Raw genomic sequence first — 16,044 nt, forward strand, 5'->3', positions numbered from 1 at the left:
GGGCGCCGCCACGATCGCGCGCTACAGGACGCTGGCGCCCCGTCGGGTGATCACGATGCCGTCGCTTGCGCCCGTCCCGCCTGCGGCGCGCGGTCGGTCCGCCGTGCCGTCGTCGCCGACGCTGGACAGCGTGTAGCCGTCGCCGCTCGGGCTCCTGCGGTACACGAGGGGACCTGTCCCGCAAGGATCCTGCGCGAGCGACCGGAGCGCCTCCGGATAGACGCCGTCCGCATACGACCGCTCTGCTTCGACGGCGGCGCGCGCCAGGAGGTACGACGCGCGCGCGGCGCAATCGCGCCCCGCGAAGCGCTGGAGCTGCTCGGCGTCCGCCATGGCGCCGAGCTCCGAAGCGTCGGCGACGAGGGGGTCGATCGCGAGCTCGTGAAACCGCGCGGACCGGGAGGCATCGCGCTGCGCGTCGCGCGCGATCTGCTCCGCGCCGCGCAGCCACGCGTCCGTCCGCGGGAGGGCATGACCGAGCAGGGCGCTCTCCGGGAGCACCGTGGTGAGCGCGATCGCGCCGATGGACCGCACGTGGGATGGCAGCCGATCGGGGACGTCGCCCGTGTCGATCAGGCGCATCGCCGACTCCCGGAGGCGCAGGCGCTCTTTCCGGAGCGCGTCGGCGAGCAGCGGCAGGTGGCGCCCTCGCTCCGCGAGCGCCTCGTCCAGATCGGCGAGCTCCGCCGCGTGGAGCCGGGGTGCGCCGGCGACGAGCGCTGCGACGGCGCGGTAGGCCCGCGCCGCGTAGCCCGTGCCGATCAGGCCAGCGATCGTCGACCCCGCGGACATGTCCGCGCCGACCTTGGCCACGGCGAGGTAGCGGTCGAGGGCGCCGCGCACATCCCCCTTGGCCACGAGCCCGTGACCCTCGATCAAGACCAGCTGGCTCAGGGAGATGAACCGCCCCTCCGGGCCGTAGTCGACCCACGCGCTGTCCTCCGCCGGCTCGTAATGAGAGCACCTCGCCGCGTGCCGGAAGTCGTCCATCGCCGGACGGTGCCGCTCGATCTCGGCGAGGAGCGCCGGGGGGAGCGGCGCGCCGGGGCCAGCCTCGAGCGCTCGCTCCCTCATCAGGGGGTGAGCGTCGAGCTGGATCACCGGCAGGCTCGCGTAGCTCGACCCGCAGCCCTGCAGCGCGCCGTCCTCGCCTGCTGGCCGCGAGCGCTCGCGGATCGCCGCGCGCTCCGCGTTCCATTCGGCCTCGGTGGCGTCGCGGTAATCCCGGAGTCGGGACTCGCCCCATGCCGACGCCCCGGCCCGGAAGATCACGATGAGCGCGGCTGTCGCCGCGATCCCAACACCGACATGCTTCAGCCTCCCTCGGAGGCGCCCCTCGCTGTGCGTCATCGAACGCGAAATGCCCGAGGGCGGCACGCCATTCCGTGCCTAATTGTCAACAGGATCGCGCGGCGCTGACCGGCGTGAAGCGCGATGTACGGCGTCACGAGGCGCTCTGGACACACCCGGCGCGGGCCCGCGGAGGGGCCGAGAGCGACCGCTCATGCGTCGTCCCCGCCAGCGCGGAGCGGGTGTCACGGGCGGCGCACGAAAGCGACGCAGAGGGGGAAGGGGACGCCGGCACGCGCATCGGACGTCGACGCGCGCGAGGTGCGCGACTACCGTCGCGGCGCGTGAAGGAGCGTTGCATGAAGCTTGGTACTTGGACATGGCTTGTGCTGGCGGCCGCCGTGGTGGGCGCGGGCTGCGGGGATGACGACGGCGCCGGCGGCGGCGCCGGGACGGGAGGCTCGGGCGAAGCCGGCGCTGGCGGAGAGAGCGCCGGGGGCGCTGGCGGAGAGAGCGCCGGCGGCGCCGGCGCCGGAGGGGAAGGGGGCGCGGGCGACGGCGGGGCCGGCGGGCAGGTCGCGACGCCGCCGTGCGAGCCGGCCGACCCCGCGCTGGCCGGCCGCGACGCGGACGAGCTGTTCGCGGCGGACGAGGTCCCGCGCTTCGACTTCCACCTTCCGGAAGAGCGGTGGGCGGAGCTCAAGGCGAACGCCCGCGACGAGGAGTACGTGGAGGCCGAGGCCTGCTACAAGGGCAAGAGCCTTGGCGTCGTGGGCCTGCGCTTCAAGGGCGGTTACGGCACGCTGGCGATGTGCTTCGACGCGCAGGGAAACCTCACCTGCCCGAAGCTCAGCATGAAGGTGAAGTTCGACGAGTACGTCGACGGACAGCGCTTCTACGAGCAGAAGCGCCTGAACTTCCACTCGATGGTCTGGGACCCCACGAGGCTCCACGAGCGGATCGCCTATGGCCTGTACCGGGAGATGGGCGTGGCGGCCCCGAGGAGCGCGTGGGCCACGCTGCACGTGAACGGCGAGTCGCAAGGGCTCTTCTCCATGGTCGAGGAGGTGGACGGCTCCTTCGTGGAGAGCAACTTCCCCGAGGGGCCGGACGGCGATCTCTACAAGGAAGCGTGGCCGGCCTCGGACGAGGCCAGCTACTACGCGGAGCGCGTCGAGACGAACGAGGACGAGGCCACGCACGAGCGCTTCGTCGCGTTCGCGACCGACCTCGCGTCCACCGAGGGCGCGGAGCGCCTCGCCGCGCTGTCGCGGTGGGCGGACGTCGAGCAACTGCAGCGCTACATGGCCGTCGACGAGGCGATCGTGAACTGGGATGGCGTCACGACCTTCTATGTCGGCGACGGGGGCGGCGCCGGCAACCACAACTTCTTCATCTACGACGACCCCTCCTCGGGCAAATTCCACCTGATCCCGTGGGACATGGACCAGACCCTCAGCCCGAGCACCTACTTTGGCCAGGTGCCGCGCTGGACCGAGGCGCCGGCGACGTGCCCCACGGATGTCCTGGTGCTCATGGGCCTCGAGAAGGTGCGCGTGCCGGGCTGCGACCCGCTGTTCAGCGCCCTGCTCCAGGACCCGGCGGGTTACAAGGCCGCGCTCCAGGAGCTGCTCGCGGGGCCGTTCGGCGAGGGGCGGCTCGAGGAGCAGGTCGACAGGTACGCTGCGCTGATCCGCGACGCCGTCGAGGAGGACCCGCTCGGGCCCGGCCTCGCGGGCTGGGAGCCGGCGGTCGAGCGGCTCAGGAACGAGATCCCGATCCTGCGAGAGCGCCTCGCGCGCCTGGCCGGCGACACGCCGCTCGTGCCGTTCTCGTTCACCGCGACCGGGATCAACGACTTCGAGGTCGCGGACACGCTCGGGCTGTACGTCGGGACGCTGCTCGCCACCAACAACGCGTCCGGCGCCGTGCAGTCCCTGGCGAAGGACGATCCGCTGAACGGCGCGCAGAGCCTGCTCCTCCAGTTCGACTTCCGCGACGAGGGGTACGCCTGGGGGCAGTACGTGTACTTCGGGGTGCCCCTCGCCGAGGGCCCCACCGACGTCACGTCGTTCGAGGGCGTCCGCTTCTGGGCGCGCGCCGAGGGGGCGCGCTGGCTGCGCTTCGACGTCGAGAGCCCCGCGCAGAGCGAGGGGATCTCCGGCGTCCGTCACGGGTGGGACGTGCGGCTCAGCGCCGAGCCGCAGCTCATCGAGCTGAAGTTCGCCGACATGGCGCTGCCCGACTGGGCCATCGACCAGGGGCGCGATCCCGGCGACGACGTGAACGACGTGCTCCGGTCGATCATCGGCCTCTCCTTCGGCCCGCAGGCCAACGGCATCCGCCCGAACGGCTTCCTCGGCCAGGGCAAGGTCGACTCGGGCACCATCGAGATCGACGACGTCGAGCTCTACGGCGCGACCTCCGGCGATCCGTGAGCGAGCCCCCCTCGACAAGCCACGACGTCGGCGACAAGACCTCGAGCTTCCTCGTCGAGCGCCCGTAGAGCAACAAACGGGTTGAACCCGCCTGAAACGAGCAGAATTTCGAACCGCCAAGACGCCAAGGACGCCAAGACTTCTGTCTTCTTCTTGGCGTCCTCGGCGTCTTGGCGGTTCATTTCTTGCTCGATCAACGTGATCGTTGTTCGAGGAGCGCGCGCGGGCGGCGCGCTCGCCCGCGCGCCCCTGCGGCTGGCTCAGCCCACCTCGTCGCCGCCGGACGCGCGGCGCTGCCCGCGCGCCGGCCGGCGGCGCACCCCGCGCCGCAGCCCGAGGCTGGCCGCGAGGAGCAGCGCGGTCAGGCCGCCCGCGGAGGGCGTGTCGGCGCCGAGGCGGCAGCCGCAGCCCGACGACGCGCCGCTGCCGTCACCGCCGCCCGCCCCGGACCCCGTGGCCGGCGCCCCGCCCGCGCCTGACGCGGAGCCCCCGCCCGCGCCCGACGTGGCGTTGCCCGCGCCGGACGACGTCACGGGGTCGAGCCCCGCGCCGACCGACGTGGTGGCGGTGGGCGGCGGCGGCTCCGCGACGCACATGCCGGCCTCGCACCGCTCGCCCGTGGGGCACACGACGCCATCGCAGACGTCGACGCAGCTCCCGTCGCGGCAGTAGGTGCCGGCGTCGCACGCGACATCGGCGCACGCGGCCTCGACGCACCGGCCGCTCTCCATGTCGCAGCGCTCGTTCGTCGGGCACCCGCGGCAGTTGCACTGGAGCACGCAGACGCCCCCCTCGCACACCTGGCCTTCGTTGCACTGGACCCCCTCGCACGGGTCGAGGCAGCGCCCGCCGCGGCAGACCTGGTCGTGCGGGCACACGACGCCGTCGCACGCTCCTCGGCACTCGCCCTGATGGCACACCTGGCCTGCCTCGCACACAACGTCCACGCACGCCTCCTCGACGCACAGGCCCTGGTGGCACACGAGCCCTTCCTCGCAGGGGAACTCCGCAGAGCCGCAGTGGTCCACGCAGCGACCGCGGCTGCACACCTGGTTCTCCGGACAGGGCGCCTCCTCGTCGATCACGTCATCGCAGTCGTTGTCGAGCCCGTCGCACTGCTCGGCCTGGCTGCCGGGCATCACGAACGGCGTGCAGATCACCTCGCCCTGCGCGTCGCAGTCGGAGATCCCGAGGCGGCACGCGCCCACGTTCTCGTCGACCTCGCACGGCTGGCCGGCCTCCGGGCAGGTGATACCCGAGAAGCGGAACAGGAAGTCCTCGTAATCGAGATCGTTGCCGTTGACCCCCGCGGCGCCCGCCGCGTTCAGGAAATCGAGATCCTCGAAGCCGAGATAGAACGTGTTGAGCAGCTCGTTCGACCTGTAGATGAGATCCGAGTACCAGGGACCCGGGTTCGCGCACGCCGTGCACATCACGTTGAACCTGTGCTCGGTGTAGTGGTACTGCGTGGCATTCCCGTTGCCGGTGCCGTTCGGGTTGGGGATCAGCACGAAGCCGATCAGGCCGCCGGCGTACGCGGGGCTCTCCCGGATCGATACGGCCGTCAGCTCGCGACTCGCTGCGGGCGGCAGAGAGGTCGAGAACGGAAAGAGGATCTGGATGTCGCTCTCCGGCGCCGGCGTGTTGAGGTTGGCGCCGGTGTCGACAGACACGTACAGCGGCGGGTCGTCGCTGCTGCGGGCGTCGTCGACGTTGTACCAGCCGACGGCGAAGTTGGCGCCGCCGCCCTTGGCGATGTACTTGCCGCTGAACTCGCAGAGCGGTGAGAACACCTGGGGCTCCACCGCGGCGTCGGCGACGACGTCGATCCCCTCGTCGATGTCGTCGTTGTTCGCCGACCCGTTGAGCAGGGTGCTCAATCGCCCCTCAACCACGGGGATGACGGTGCCGTTCGGTTGAACGACATCGGCGTGCGCCGCGCCGCTCGCGCCGAGCACCGCCGAGAGCGAAAACCACCACGCGAGAGCAGAGGGTTTGCTGAAGATCGACCAGCGCATCGGGGCTTCCTCTCCTGACAGGACGCGAGAGTCCGAAAGGAAAAGTGGACGCGAACTTCCCTCGATTGTCCAGGCAGCGCGCGCGCTCGCTCGGCAAGAAAAAGGAGATGTGGGCGGTCAGCGTAGGAGACAGCACGGTGTGTATCGCCTCCACGCGAGGTGAGAATGAGCCGATGTCGTATGGACTGGATGGGCGAGGTCAACGCGGTAGACCCGCGGCGAGGGGGTGCTCCGCGCGGGGTGGGGGCCGGGCCGACGTCGTATGGACATCTGGCCGATGTCGTATGGAATGGATGGGCGAGGTCAGCGCGGTAGGCCCGCGGCGAGGCCTCCCAGGGACGTTGGCGCCCCGGCGAGGCCTCCAGGCGCTCAGTCCTCGCGCTTGCGCACGATCGCCGCGAGCTCGTTGATCAGCTCGGGCACCCCTTCGCCCGTCGCGGCGCTGACGAGGTGGAGCTTCACCTTCGCCTTCGCGAACCGCGCCTTCAGCTTCGGGTACGCCTCGCGCACCTCGGGCAGGTCGGCCTTCGTCAGCGCCACGATCTCGGGGCGCTCCGCGAGCTCCGGGCTGAACTTCTTGAGCTCCTTGCGGAGCGCCCGGTAGTCGGCGAGCGGCTCGCGGTCCTCGCCGGGATCGATCGTCACCAGGTGGAGGAGCGCCCGCGTCCGCTCCACGTGCCTGAGGAACTGGATGCCGAGCCCCACCCCCTCGCTCGCCCCCGGGATCAGCCCCGGGATGTCCGCGATGACGAAGCTCGACCCGCCGGACCGCACGCCGCCGCCGATCTCGACCATGCCGAGCGTCGGGGTCAGCGTCGTGAACGGGTAGTCGCCGATCTTCGGCCGGGCCGCCGAGACCGCCGCGACGAACGTGCTCTTGCCGGCGTTGGGGAAGCCGAGCAGGCCGACGTCCGCGAGCACCTTCAGCTCGAGGCGGAGCTCGCGCGCCTCCCCCGGCTCCCCCGGCTCCGCGCGCCGCGGCGCCCGGTCGTGCGGCGACTTGAAGTGCAGGTTGCCCCGGCCCCCCTTGCCGCCGCGGGCGACGACGACCCGCTGGCCGTGCTCGGTCAGGTCGGCGATCAGCTCGCCGCTCTCGGCATCGAAGATCTGCGTCCCCACGGGGAGCTTCTCGACCCGGTCGGCCCCGGCGCGCCCGTGGCAGTCGCTCCCCATCCCGTGCTCGCCGCGATCCGCCTCGATCGTGCGCGCGTACGTGAAGTCGAGTAGCGTGGACAGGCCTTCGTCGCCCACGAAGACGACGTCCCCGCCGCGGCCGCCGTCGCCGCCCGCGGGGCCGCCGAAGGGGATGTACTTCTCGCGGCGGAACGCGATCGCTCCGTTGCCGCCATCCCCGGCGATGACCTTCAGACGGCACCGATCGACGAACCGCATGACGGCGGCTCATAGCATAAAATTCAGAAAAGACCCCACAGCGGAAGGTCGCCCCTCGCTCCGGGTCGCCCGCCGGACCGCTGGACCAGGAGATCCCAGGTGCGCGCTCGAATCCTGATCGTGGACGACAACACGAGCCTCGCCGGAAATCTGCGCGACGTCCTCGAGGGCGCGCGCGAGCTCGACGTGGAGGTCGCCCTCGCGCCCACGGGCAAGCAGGGGCTCGCGGCCGCCCGCCGCGACGGCTTCGACGTCGCCGTCGTCGACGTCAAGCTGCCGGACGCGAGCGGCCTCGAGCTGATCGCCCCCCTCCGCGCCGCCGCCCCGCACGGCGAGATCGTCCTCGTGACCGGCTTCGCCACGGTCGACATCGCGATGGCCGCGCTCCGCGCCGGCGCCTTCGCCTTCATCCTCAAGTCGTTCCGCCCCGAGGAGCTCATCTCCACGGTGGCCCAGGCGATCGAGAAGATCTCGCTGAAGCGGGAGCGGGAGGAGCTGGAGCGGCGCTACAGGGCGATCGTCGACGCGGCCGACGTGCTCATCCTCGGCCTGGACGCCCAGGGCCGCGTCGCGCTCTTCAACCCGCGCCTCTCCGCGCTGACCGGCGTTGGCGGCGACGCCGCGCTCGGCATGCCGTTCTGCGAGGCGCTCGTCGACGAGTCCGAGCAGCGCCGGTTCAACCAGTCGTTCCTCGGCGTCGTCGAGGGCGACGCCGCCGCCGAGGTCGAGGTCGGCGTCCGCGACGCCGTGGGCGCGATCCGCCGGGTCCGCTGGCACCTCTCCGGCGTCCGCAGCGGCGGCCGCGGCGGCAAGACCGACCTCGTGTACGGCATCGGCATCGACGTGACCGAGCGCCGCGCCCTCGAGCGGCGCGCCGCCGACGCCGAGGCCCTGAACGCCATGGCCCCGCTCGCCCTCGGCCTCGCGCACGAGATAAGGAACCCCCTGAACGCCGCGGTCCTGGAGCTCCACCTGCTGAGCCGCGGCATCGACCGCCTCTCCGACGAGGCGATCCGCGAGCCGATGAAGCGGCGGGTGGGCATCGTCGAGGCCGAGATCGCCCGCCTGGGCCGCCTCCTCGGCGAGTTCCTAGAGCTCGCCCGGCCGCGCGCCCCCCACCGCGAGCCCGTCGACCTGGCCCGCGTCGTTCGCGACGTGCTCGACCTCGAGGAGGAGGCGCTCGCGAGCCACGGCGTCGCCGTCGTCCGCGACCTCGGGGACGACTGCTTCGCCCTCGGCGACGTGGAGAAGCTGAAGCAGGTGGTCCTGAACCTCGTCGTCAACGCCCTGGACGTGATGCCCGAGGGCGGGGTCCTTCGCGCGTGCGCGTCGGGGGATGCGAGCGAGGTATGGCTCTCGATCAGCGACACGGGGCCCGGGATCCCGCCGACGATCCTGGCGGAGATCTTCGATCCGTTCTTCACGACGAAGGCCGCGGGCACCGGCCTCGGCCTCGCGATTGTCCGGAAGATCGTGGATCAGCACGCCGGGCGGGTCGACGTCGACACGCACGCATCCAGGGGCACGACGGTCCGCGTGAAGCTCCCCCGCTTCATCCCCGAGCCCGTCTCCCGCCCGACCAACTCCTCGTCGCCGCCGCGCAGCGCAGGCAGCTGATGGGTCGCGTCGGCGGCCCTGACGCGTTGTACCGAGCGGCGTTCACCCGCACAGGAGACGGGCCCAGATCGGCGTCCTCGGCGCGCAGGCGCACTCCAGTGCGCCGAGCACCGAGGATGTCGAGGTGGGCCCGTATCCGCAGCGGGTGAGCGCCGCTCAGCCGACGATGCGCATCGGGGGCTTGAGGGGGAGCGGGGGCTTGGAGCCGGGGGCGGAGGGGATGGCGGAGGGCGCGGGCTTCGGCACCGCGTCGCCCTCGAGGGCGGCGAGCGCGACGAAGAGGCGGTCCATGCCGTAGTCGAGGGCCACCTCGCGCTGGAACACGTGGGCGACCTTGATGAGGCGCAGCGACGTCTGCTTGCCGAGGTCGATCTCGCGCTCGAGGAACGCCTCGAACGAGCCGTACCCCTTCGCCTGATAGAGCTCCTGCTGCTGGATCTCGGAGAGCACCACCCCGATATCGAAGAACCCCTTGTCGAGCCGCTTGCGCAGCGTGCGGATCTTCTGGGTCTGGTTGTGGAGCTCGGCGATCTTCGCCTTGATCTCCTCCGCGCCGCTCGGCACCCGGATCGTCGCGCGGGCGCTGCCGGGGGGCGCCGGCTCGGCGGCCCGAGCCCGGGCCTCGGCGGCGTGCTTCGCGGCGTGCCGCGCGGCCCACGGCGCGGCGCCGCGGAGGCCGAGCTTACGCTTGGACGCGCTTGACGAAGATTTCGAGTCTTCCTTGATTACCGGATTCACGGGTTTCGCAAGCTGAGCTTCTGCGCCCCCCTTGGCGCTCGAAGAGGACTTCTTCTTCGTGCCCGTCGCCTTCTCGGAGCTGCCCTGCTTTGTGATCTTCGGCATGTCGCTGCGTCCCCCGCTGGGTACGAGATCGTCGCGGCCCTTCGCCACAAGCGCGCGCCGCCCGCGCGGGGGAAAGACCCGCACGGCTGTCAAGCCCAATTGGCTCGACAGGTCGTCGCCTTACCAAAAAATCGACCTCCCCGTCCACTAAGTTTCGGGGAGGCTCCGCGCTTTCCTGATGGGCAGCATGACCCAAGATCGGCCCGAGAGCCAAAACCAGTGAGCGTCGCACGCTATGGGTCTCTCGGAAAGCGGGTCACCGGACGAGCGGTGCACGGGGCATGTTTGCCCACAGCAAGGTCTCGACGGGGCCTGACGCCGCGCTCCAGCGGGCCGCGCGCGGGCCCGACGTCGGGCCCGCAGGGTAGCGCGCGGGCCTGACGTCGGGCCCGCGGTGAGCGCGCGGACGCGTCGGAGCGGGCAGTCGTCCCCGTCGTTCGTGCCCGCGCCGCACCGCGCCGCCGTCGCCTCTCGGCCGCCGCGCCCTCTGTGCCCTCCGTGATTCCTCGCGGCCTCCAAGCGCGGGGGGCGGTCGTGGTAGATCGCGGTCCATGACCTCTCCGCCCGCCGAGCGCGGCCCCGATGACGTACCCCAGGCCACGGCTGCTGATGCGCCGCGTCGTGCGGGCGAGACCCCGCGCGGCCCGGCGAGCAACCGGATTGCCGTGGTGGTGAACGGCAACGCCAAGAGCGTGACCGCAGAGGTGATCGAGACGCTCGATCAGATCCTCGACACGGGCGACCTGTTCGTCTCGCGGCGCGTGGAGGAGAGCGAGGGCATCGCGCGCATCCTCGTCGACCGAGGCTACGGCACCATCCTCACGGGCGGCGGCGACGGGACGTTCACGGTCGTGGTGACGGCGGTGGTGAACGAGGCGAAGCGCCGCGGGCTGCCGCTGCCGCGGTTCGGGCTGCTGCGCCTCGGGACGGGCAACTCGCTGGCGTGGGTGCTCGGCGCGTCGGCGGGCGCGGGCGCGAAGCCCGGGCTCGCGGTGGACCTCCAGCGGCTGCGCGCCGAGGCCGGCAGTCGGAACCTGCGGCTCGTGGAGGCCGAGGACATCCTGTCTCCGTTCTGCGGCTTCGGGATCGACGCGGTGATGCTGCGCGACTACAACGCGGTGAAGTCGGCGCTCGCGCGCGGCCCGCTGAAGCGGCTCGCGCCGGGGCCTGTGGCGTACGCCGTCGCCGCGACGACGCGGACCATCCCGAGCTACCTCGTGCGGCGCACGCCGCACTGCCGCATCATCAACGAGGGCAACGACGCGATCCGCGTCGGCGAGAAGGGGGCCATCCTCGGGGCGCCGATCAAGAAGGGCGGCGTCATCTACGAGGGGCCGGCGAAGATCGCGGCGCTGTCGACGATCCCTTATTACGGCTTCGGCTTCCGGATGTTCCCGTACGCGGACGACCGCCAGGACCGGATGCAGCTCCGCGTGTCGATGATCTCACCGTTCGCGTTCGTGCGGAATTTCTCGAGCATCTGGAACGGGCAGTACGACGACCTGGAGACGGTGTTCGACTACTTCGTGGACGAGGTCACGATCGAGATGGACCCGGCGACGAGCTTCCAGATCGGCGGCGACGTCCGCGGGGAGCGCTCGCGGGTGCGGGTGCGGCTGACCGAGCCGATACGGATCGTGGATTTCTACGCGCCGCCGCGAGGGTAGGAGAGCGCGGTGCTCGGGGCGACTCCGCTGCTGACGAACGTTTGAACGAAGAACGCTTGATGACGCTCAGGCCGCGACGGCGAGCTCGGCGCGAGACGGCCGGCGCTCAGCGCCATCATCCTTGTTCCCATGACGTCGAGTCACCGCGCGATGGTCGGCGTGTCGCGGATCCAGGCTGCTCCGCGGCCGGCGGCACAACCTGACGCCTATGGGCCAATCTGGCCCAGGGTCCTCGGCGCAGTAGGCACAAGATGGCGCGAGCGCTGGATGTGGGGGCGGGTCGTTGTCGATTGTTCTGTAGTCTTTCCGGTGGGTTGGCGGATGTCGAGCGGCTGGCGCACGGCTTGCTATAGCGATGTGCCATGAACACGAATTCCTTGACGATCCGGTCGATTTCTGTGGGGGCGCTCTCCTTCTCACTCCTCCTCGCGGCGGTGTCCTTCGGCGCCGGGTGCGTCGGAGAGGTGACGTCCGAGGACGGCGAGGGGACGGAAGGCAGCGCGCTGGAAGGTGAGGAGGGGAGCTCCGAGGAGGGCGCGGGCGGAGGCGACGAGGCCGAGGCGGAGTGCAAGCTCGGCGAGAGCCGGGGTTGCACGATGCACGAGGCGGGCGGCTTCGAGCTGTGCGAGGACGTCCAGGGGGTGCCGACCTGGACCGGGTGCCAGACGAGCAGCAGCAGCACGCCGCTCGTCCTCTCGTTCGATGAGCGGCCCGTCGAGTACCTGACCGCGATGACGGGCGCCTTCGATCTGACCGGGCTCGGGGCCACGATCGCCACCGACTGGCCCACCGCGACGACGCCGTGGCTCGCGCTCGATCGGGACGGCGACGGCGTGATCGGCGGCGGCGAGGAGCTGTTCGGCTCGGCGACGGTGCTCGCGAGCGGCGCCCGCGCGGACAACGGGTTCACCGCGCTGCGCGAGCTCGACACCGACGGCGACGGCCGGATCACGGCGCGCGACGAGGCGTGGTCGCGGCTCGTGCTCTGGAGCGATCGCGACGCGAACCGCGCCTCGAGCGCCGGCGAGCTCGAGCCGGTCGCGTCGCGCGGGCTCGTCGCCATCGAGCTCTCGTACGGGCGCGAGCGGCGCTGCGACGGGCGCGGCAACTGCGAGGTCGAGCGCGCCGCGTTCACGTTCTCGGACGGCGCGGCGACGCGGACCGGCGCGGTCATCGACGTTCACCTGCGCTGGCAGTGAGGCGCCCTGCGCGCCCCGCGATCAGTCGTAATACTCGTTGCCCAGGTGGGTGATGAGATCCTCCCCCATGAGCCAGCGCATCGTGTTCTTGAGCTTCATCGACTGGATGAAGAGGTCGTGCTCCGGGTACAGCTCCGGGGCCGTCATCGGGCTCTTCCAGTAGAAGCTCAGCCACTCCTGCGTGCCGCGCAGCCCGGCGCGCTGCGCGAGATCCAGCAGGAGCGCGAGATCGAGCACGATGGGCGCGGCGAGGATCGAGTCGCGGCACAGGAAGTTGATCTTCATCTGCATCGGGTAGCCGAGCCAGCCGACGAGATCGATGTTGTCCCACCCCTCCTTGGCGTCGCCCCGAGGGGGGTAGTACTCGATCCGCACCTTGTGAAAGAGCTTCCCATAGAGCTCGCCGTGCGCGTCCGGCTGGAGGATGCGCTCGAGCACCCCGAGCTTCGAGACCTCCTTGGACCGGAACGACTCCGGGTCGTCGAGCACCTCGCCGTCGCGGTTGCCAAGGATGTTCGTCGAGAACCACCCGGCGACGCCGAGCATCCTCGCCTTGAGCCCTGGGGCGATCACCGTCTTCATCAGCGTCTGGCCGGTCTTGAAGTCCTTGCCAGCGATCGGCACCTCCTGCTTCCTCGCGAGCTCCCAGGCGGCCGGGAAATCGACCGTGAGGTTCGGGGCGCCGTTCGCGAACGGGATGCGCTCCTTCAGGCACGCCCAGGCGTAGATCTGGGAGCTCGAGATCGCCGGGTGATCCTCGGCGAGGCCCGCCTCGAAGCGCGCGACCGACTGGTGGATCTCGGCGGGCGCGATGTGCACCTCGGTCGAGCCGCACCAGATCGCGACGGCGCGCGCGGCGCCCGTGTCGCGCAGGAAGGCGCGGAGATCCTCCCGGACCTGCTCGACCATCTCGGCCTTGCTCGCGCCCTTCTTCACGTGGGTGCCGTGGAGCCGCCGGACGTACTGCGGGTAGAACACCGCGGGCATCGGCCGGATCCGCTCGAGCTCGTCGCGGACGGCGTCGAGATGGCGGCGCTCGAGCACGTCCGCGTGGCGCGCCGACTCGTACGCGTTGTCGGGGAAGATGTCCCACCCGCCGAACACGAGCTGATCGAGCGTCGCGAGCGGCAAGAAGTCCTTGATCCTGGGCGCGCGGTTGTCGGTGCGCCGGCCGAGCCGGATCGTGCCGAGCTGCGTGAGCGACCCGATCGGCGCCGCGAGGCCGCGACGCGCGAGCAGGGTGCCCGCGATGGTCGTCGTGGAGACGGCGCCCAGCCCCGGCAGCAGGACCCCGAGCTTGCCCTCCGCCTTCTTGATCTCTTTCGGCTGCTTCACGTGACGTGCTCCCCCCCGGTCGCTGTCGCTCGTCGGTCGAGGCGGCGCGTCCGCCCGGCGCCGTGCGGCCGGCGAGCGCGACGTCGGCCGCGGTGGCGCGGCGCTGCGACCGCCGGGAGCATGAGGCCAGGCGAGCGCGATCACCACGGCGCGGCGAGCGCGCGGGCGCGTTTCCTGCGCGTTCCCTTCGCGCGCTTCCGGCGCGCCCGTCAGCCCGGCGCCTGGGACGGCGGCGCTCGGGCGAGGGCCGCAGCGCGCGGCAGGGCCTCCGCCGAGCGGTAGGTGGGGCGCTCGCAGAGCGCGGGTGGGACGCTCGCCCGTTCGCGTCAGTCGTCGTCGTCGCCGTCGAGCAGGCCGCTCACCGAGAACCCGACGGCCTCGAACGGCTCGGCATGGACGCGCTCCTCCCCCTGAGCGTCGAGGACAAGGAGATAGCCGTCCTCCGTCCAGCGATAGACGATGAGCGTCTCGGCGATCGGATCGATGAGCCAGTAATGCGGTACGGCCGAGCGCTTGTAGGTGCGCATCTTCTTCACGACGTCGTTGCGCTCGTTGGACGGCGAGAGGATCTCGCAGACCCAGTCGGGGCGCACGAGGATGGGGCTCTCCCTGGGCAGCTCGGGCAGCCGCTCCCTGCGCCAGCCGGCGACGTCCGGGCGGTAGACCTCGCTGTCCTCGAACTGCACCTCGGTCTCCGTGAGGAAGCGCCACCCGCCGGGCCACCGTCCGCCGGGGCGGCGATCGTACGGGCCGCCGAGCCGGATGGTGAGGCGCGCCTGCGAGCTGCCGTGACGCGGGCTCGGCATCGCCTTCCGCACGAGATCGCCGCCGATGATCTCATGAAAGCGCTCCGGCTCCGGGATGGCGAGCAGATCGGCGATCGTTGCGGGCGCCTTCTTCGGAGCGGCGGTCGACATGGGGCGAGGATAGGGCCCGCGGGGGCGGGCAGCCACCCGGCGCCGGCGTCTCGCCGCAACCAGACCGTCAGGCCGCCTGTCAGGGCGCGGCCGGCGGGTAGCCGGCGGCGGGGGTCATCGCCTCGATCCAGGCGCGGACCGCGGCCACGCCGGCCTCGTCGACGCGACGGGTCCCGATCGGCGGCATCTGCTCGGGGGGCGCGCCGGGGGCGTCGCGCCGCGACATCGCGCGCAGCAGGGTGCTTCGATCCGGATCGAGGGGCCGGAGCCGGTAGTAGCGCGCCTCGGGCGGCGCCCCGGGCGGGCGGACCTTCGATGGCTTGTTGATCGCCGTCTTGTAGACGCGCGTGTCGCGGACGGCGCCGACGCGGCCGGCAGCGTCGATGTCGAGGCGCATCTCGAAGTGCGTCGCGCCGCCGAGCGGGTGGTGGCACGAGACTCCGCAGTTGGCGTGGAGCAGGCCGAGGGCGCGCCGCTCCGTCGCGCTGCCGGGCACCTGGAGCGCGTCCGCGCCGGGGAGCGCGCCGCCCGAGGTCGTGAGCAGGCCGCGCTCGGCGAGCTCGGCGTACGTCAGGCCGCTCGCCTCGGGCGCGGCGAGCTGGATGGCCTCGAAGCCGAGCGGGTTGTCCGTCTTGCCCGCATGGCAGCGGATGCAGTCGACCTGCGCCGGTACCGCGTAGCCGCCGGTGCCCGGCACCTCGGGGACGCCGGCCTTCACCTGCAGCGCGCTCGCGCCGTCCTCGGACCAGACGTAGGTGGCGCGCGTCCAGCGATCCTCCGCGGTCTTCCAGAGCAGCCGCGTCTCGATCCGGCGCATCGCGCCGGCGACGGGCAACCGGAACTCCTTCCACAGCCGGGTGCCGACGGGGAAGGTCCAGTCGTTCATCCGGGAGACATCGATCGTCGAGCCCGGAGGGAGGTAGATCCAGCGCGTCTTCTCGGCGCCGTCGCTCCACAGCTCGAAGGCGGGCTTGAACTCGCGCACGCCCGCCGCGATCGTGCGCGCGCCGGGGTCGCTGTACAGGCCGGTGCAGCGGAGATCGTGAGGATCGGTGTCGCCGTCCTTGCAGGGCGGCGGCGCCTGCACCGGCGCGCCCTGGCCGGCGCCGGGGCGGCCGCTCGCGCCGTCGCCGCGCGCCTCCGCGCCGTCGCCGCGCGCCTCCGCGCCGTCGCCGCGCGCGGCCACCGCCACAGCCGTATCGAGCCGATCGGGCGCGGGGAGGGGCTCGCTCCGGGGCGTCTCCTTCGGGCTGCAGGCGCCGTTCGCGAGGAGCAGCGACGCGATGGCGGCTTGCCAGAGCGGGCGGCTCATGATGGAGGAAGAGAGG

At 71.8% G+C, this 16,044-nt stretch carries 12 protein-coding genes; 4 read left to right on the plus strand and 8 right to left on the minus strand.

Annotation, left to right across the window (positions count from 1 at the left end; translation table 11 throughout):
* Positions 1 to 21: 21 nt before the first annotated feature.
* Positions 22 to 1,350: a hypothetical protein gene (locus WMF24_RS09335; RefSeq protein WP_437736025.1), complete on the minus strand. Its 1,329-nt coding sequence runs from the start codon at positions 1,348 to 1,350 to the stop codon at positions 22 to 24.
* Positions 1,351 to 1,649: 299 nt separating this feature from the next.
* Here WMF24_RS09335 and WMF24_RS09340 point away from each other — a divergent pair, with 299 nt between their 5' ends.
* Positions 1,650 to 3,728 (plus strand): CotH kinase family protein, encoded by a 2,079-nt coding sequence (locus WMF24_RS09340; protein WP_437736026.1) that lies wholly within the window; start codon positions 1,650 to 1,652, stop codon positions 3,726 to 3,728.
* Here the strand turns inward: WMF24_RS09340 and WMF24_RS09345 are convergent.
* The 3 genes from WMF24_RS09345 to obgE form a co-directional block, all read right to left on the minus strand.
* Complete coding sequence (locus WMF24_RS09345) at positions 3,701 to 3,910, minus strand: hypothetical protein (protein ID WP_437736027.1); 210 nt, start codon at positions 3,908 to 3,910, stop codon at positions 3,701 to 3,703. The genes WMF24_RS09340 and WMF24_RS09345 overlap by 28 nt on opposite strands.
* 78 nt (positions 3,911 to 3,988) lie before the next feature.
* Entirely contained in the window at positions 3,989 to 5,746 is a 1,758-nt protein-coding gene (locus WMF24_RS09350; protein ID WP_437736028.1) for a hypothetical protein, read from the minus strand.
* A 369-nt stretch (positions 5,747 to 6,115) separates the two neighbouring features.
* Positions 6,116 to 7,138 (minus strand): GTPase ObgE, encoded by a 1,023-nt coding sequence (obgE, locus tag WMF24_RS09355; protein WP_437736029.1) that lies wholly within the window; start codon positions 7,136 to 7,138, stop codon positions 6,116 to 6,118.
* Between the two features lie 99 nt (positions 7,139 to 7,237).
* On the opposite strand from obgE, the gene WMF24_RS09360 reads away from it, so the two are divergent.
* Positions 7,238 to 8,755: an ATP-binding protein gene (locus tag WMF24_RS09360; protein WP_437736030.1), complete on the plus strand. Its 1,518-nt coding sequence runs from the start codon at positions 7,238 to 7,240 to the stop codon at positions 8,753 to 8,755.
* A 156-nt stretch (positions 8,756 to 8,911) separates the two neighbouring features.
* Here WMF24_RS09360 and WMF24_RS09365 read toward each other — a convergent pair whose 3' ends face one another.
* Positions 8,912 to 9,598 carry a hypothetical protein gene (locus tag WMF24_RS09365; RefSeq protein ID WP_437736031.1) on the minus strand — a complete coding sequence of 229 codons (687 nt, stop codon included), beginning with the start codon at positions 9,596 to 9,598 and terminating at the stop codon, positions 8,912 to 8,914.
* Between the two features lie 551 nt (positions 9,599 to 10,149).
* Between WMF24_RS09365 and WMF24_RS09370 the strand changes: the two genes are divergently transcribed.
* Both WMF24_RS09370 and WMF24_RS09375 read left to right on the plus strand, forming a co-directional pair.
* On the plus strand, positions 10,150 to 11,265 hold the full coding sequence (locus WMF24_RS09370) for a diacylglycerol/lipid kinase family protein (RefSeq protein WP_437736032.1): 1,116 nt from the start codon (positions 10,150 to 10,152) through the stop codon (positions 11,263 to 11,265).
* Positions 11,266 to 11,627: 362 nt separating this feature from the next.
* A complete protein-coding gene (locus WMF24_RS09375) occupies positions 11,628 to 12,464 on the plus strand; it encodes a calcium-binding protein (protein ID WP_437736033.1) in 837 nt (278 codons plus the stop codon).
* Between the two features lie 21 nt (positions 12,465 to 12,485).
* Here the strand turns inward: WMF24_RS09375 and WMF24_RS09380 are convergent, their stop codons facing one another.
* The 3 genes from WMF24_RS09380 to WMF24_RS09390 all read right to left on the minus strand — a co-directional run bounded on the left by WMF24_RS09380 (position 12,486) and on the right by WMF24_RS09390 (position 16,028).
* Positions 12,486 to 13,799 carry an inositol-3-phosphate synthase gene (locus WMF24_RS09380; protein ID WP_437736034.1) on the minus strand — a complete coding sequence of 438 codons (1,314 nt, stop codon included), beginning with the start codon at positions 13,797 to 13,799 and terminating at the stop codon, positions 12,486 to 12,488.
* Positions 13,800 to 14,125: 326 nt separating this feature from the next.
* Positions 14,126 to 14,716: a Uma2 family endonuclease gene (locus WMF24_RS09385; protein WP_437736035.1), complete on the minus strand. Its 591-nt coding sequence runs from the start codon at positions 14,714 to 14,716 to the stop codon at positions 14,126 to 14,128.
* A gap of 79 nt (positions 14,717 to 14,795) precedes the next feature.
* Entirely contained in the window at positions 14,796 to 16,028 is a 1,233-nt protein-coding gene (locus WMF24_RS09390; protein WP_437736036.1) for a hypothetical protein, read from the minus strand.
* Positions 16,029 to 16,044: the final 16 nt, after the last annotated feature.

The organism is Sorangium sp. So ce1335 (genome assembly GCF_051521615.1).
In the GTDB taxonomy this organism is placed as follows: domain Bacteria; phylum Myxococcota_A; class Polyangia; order Polyangiales; family Polyangiaceae; genus Sorangium.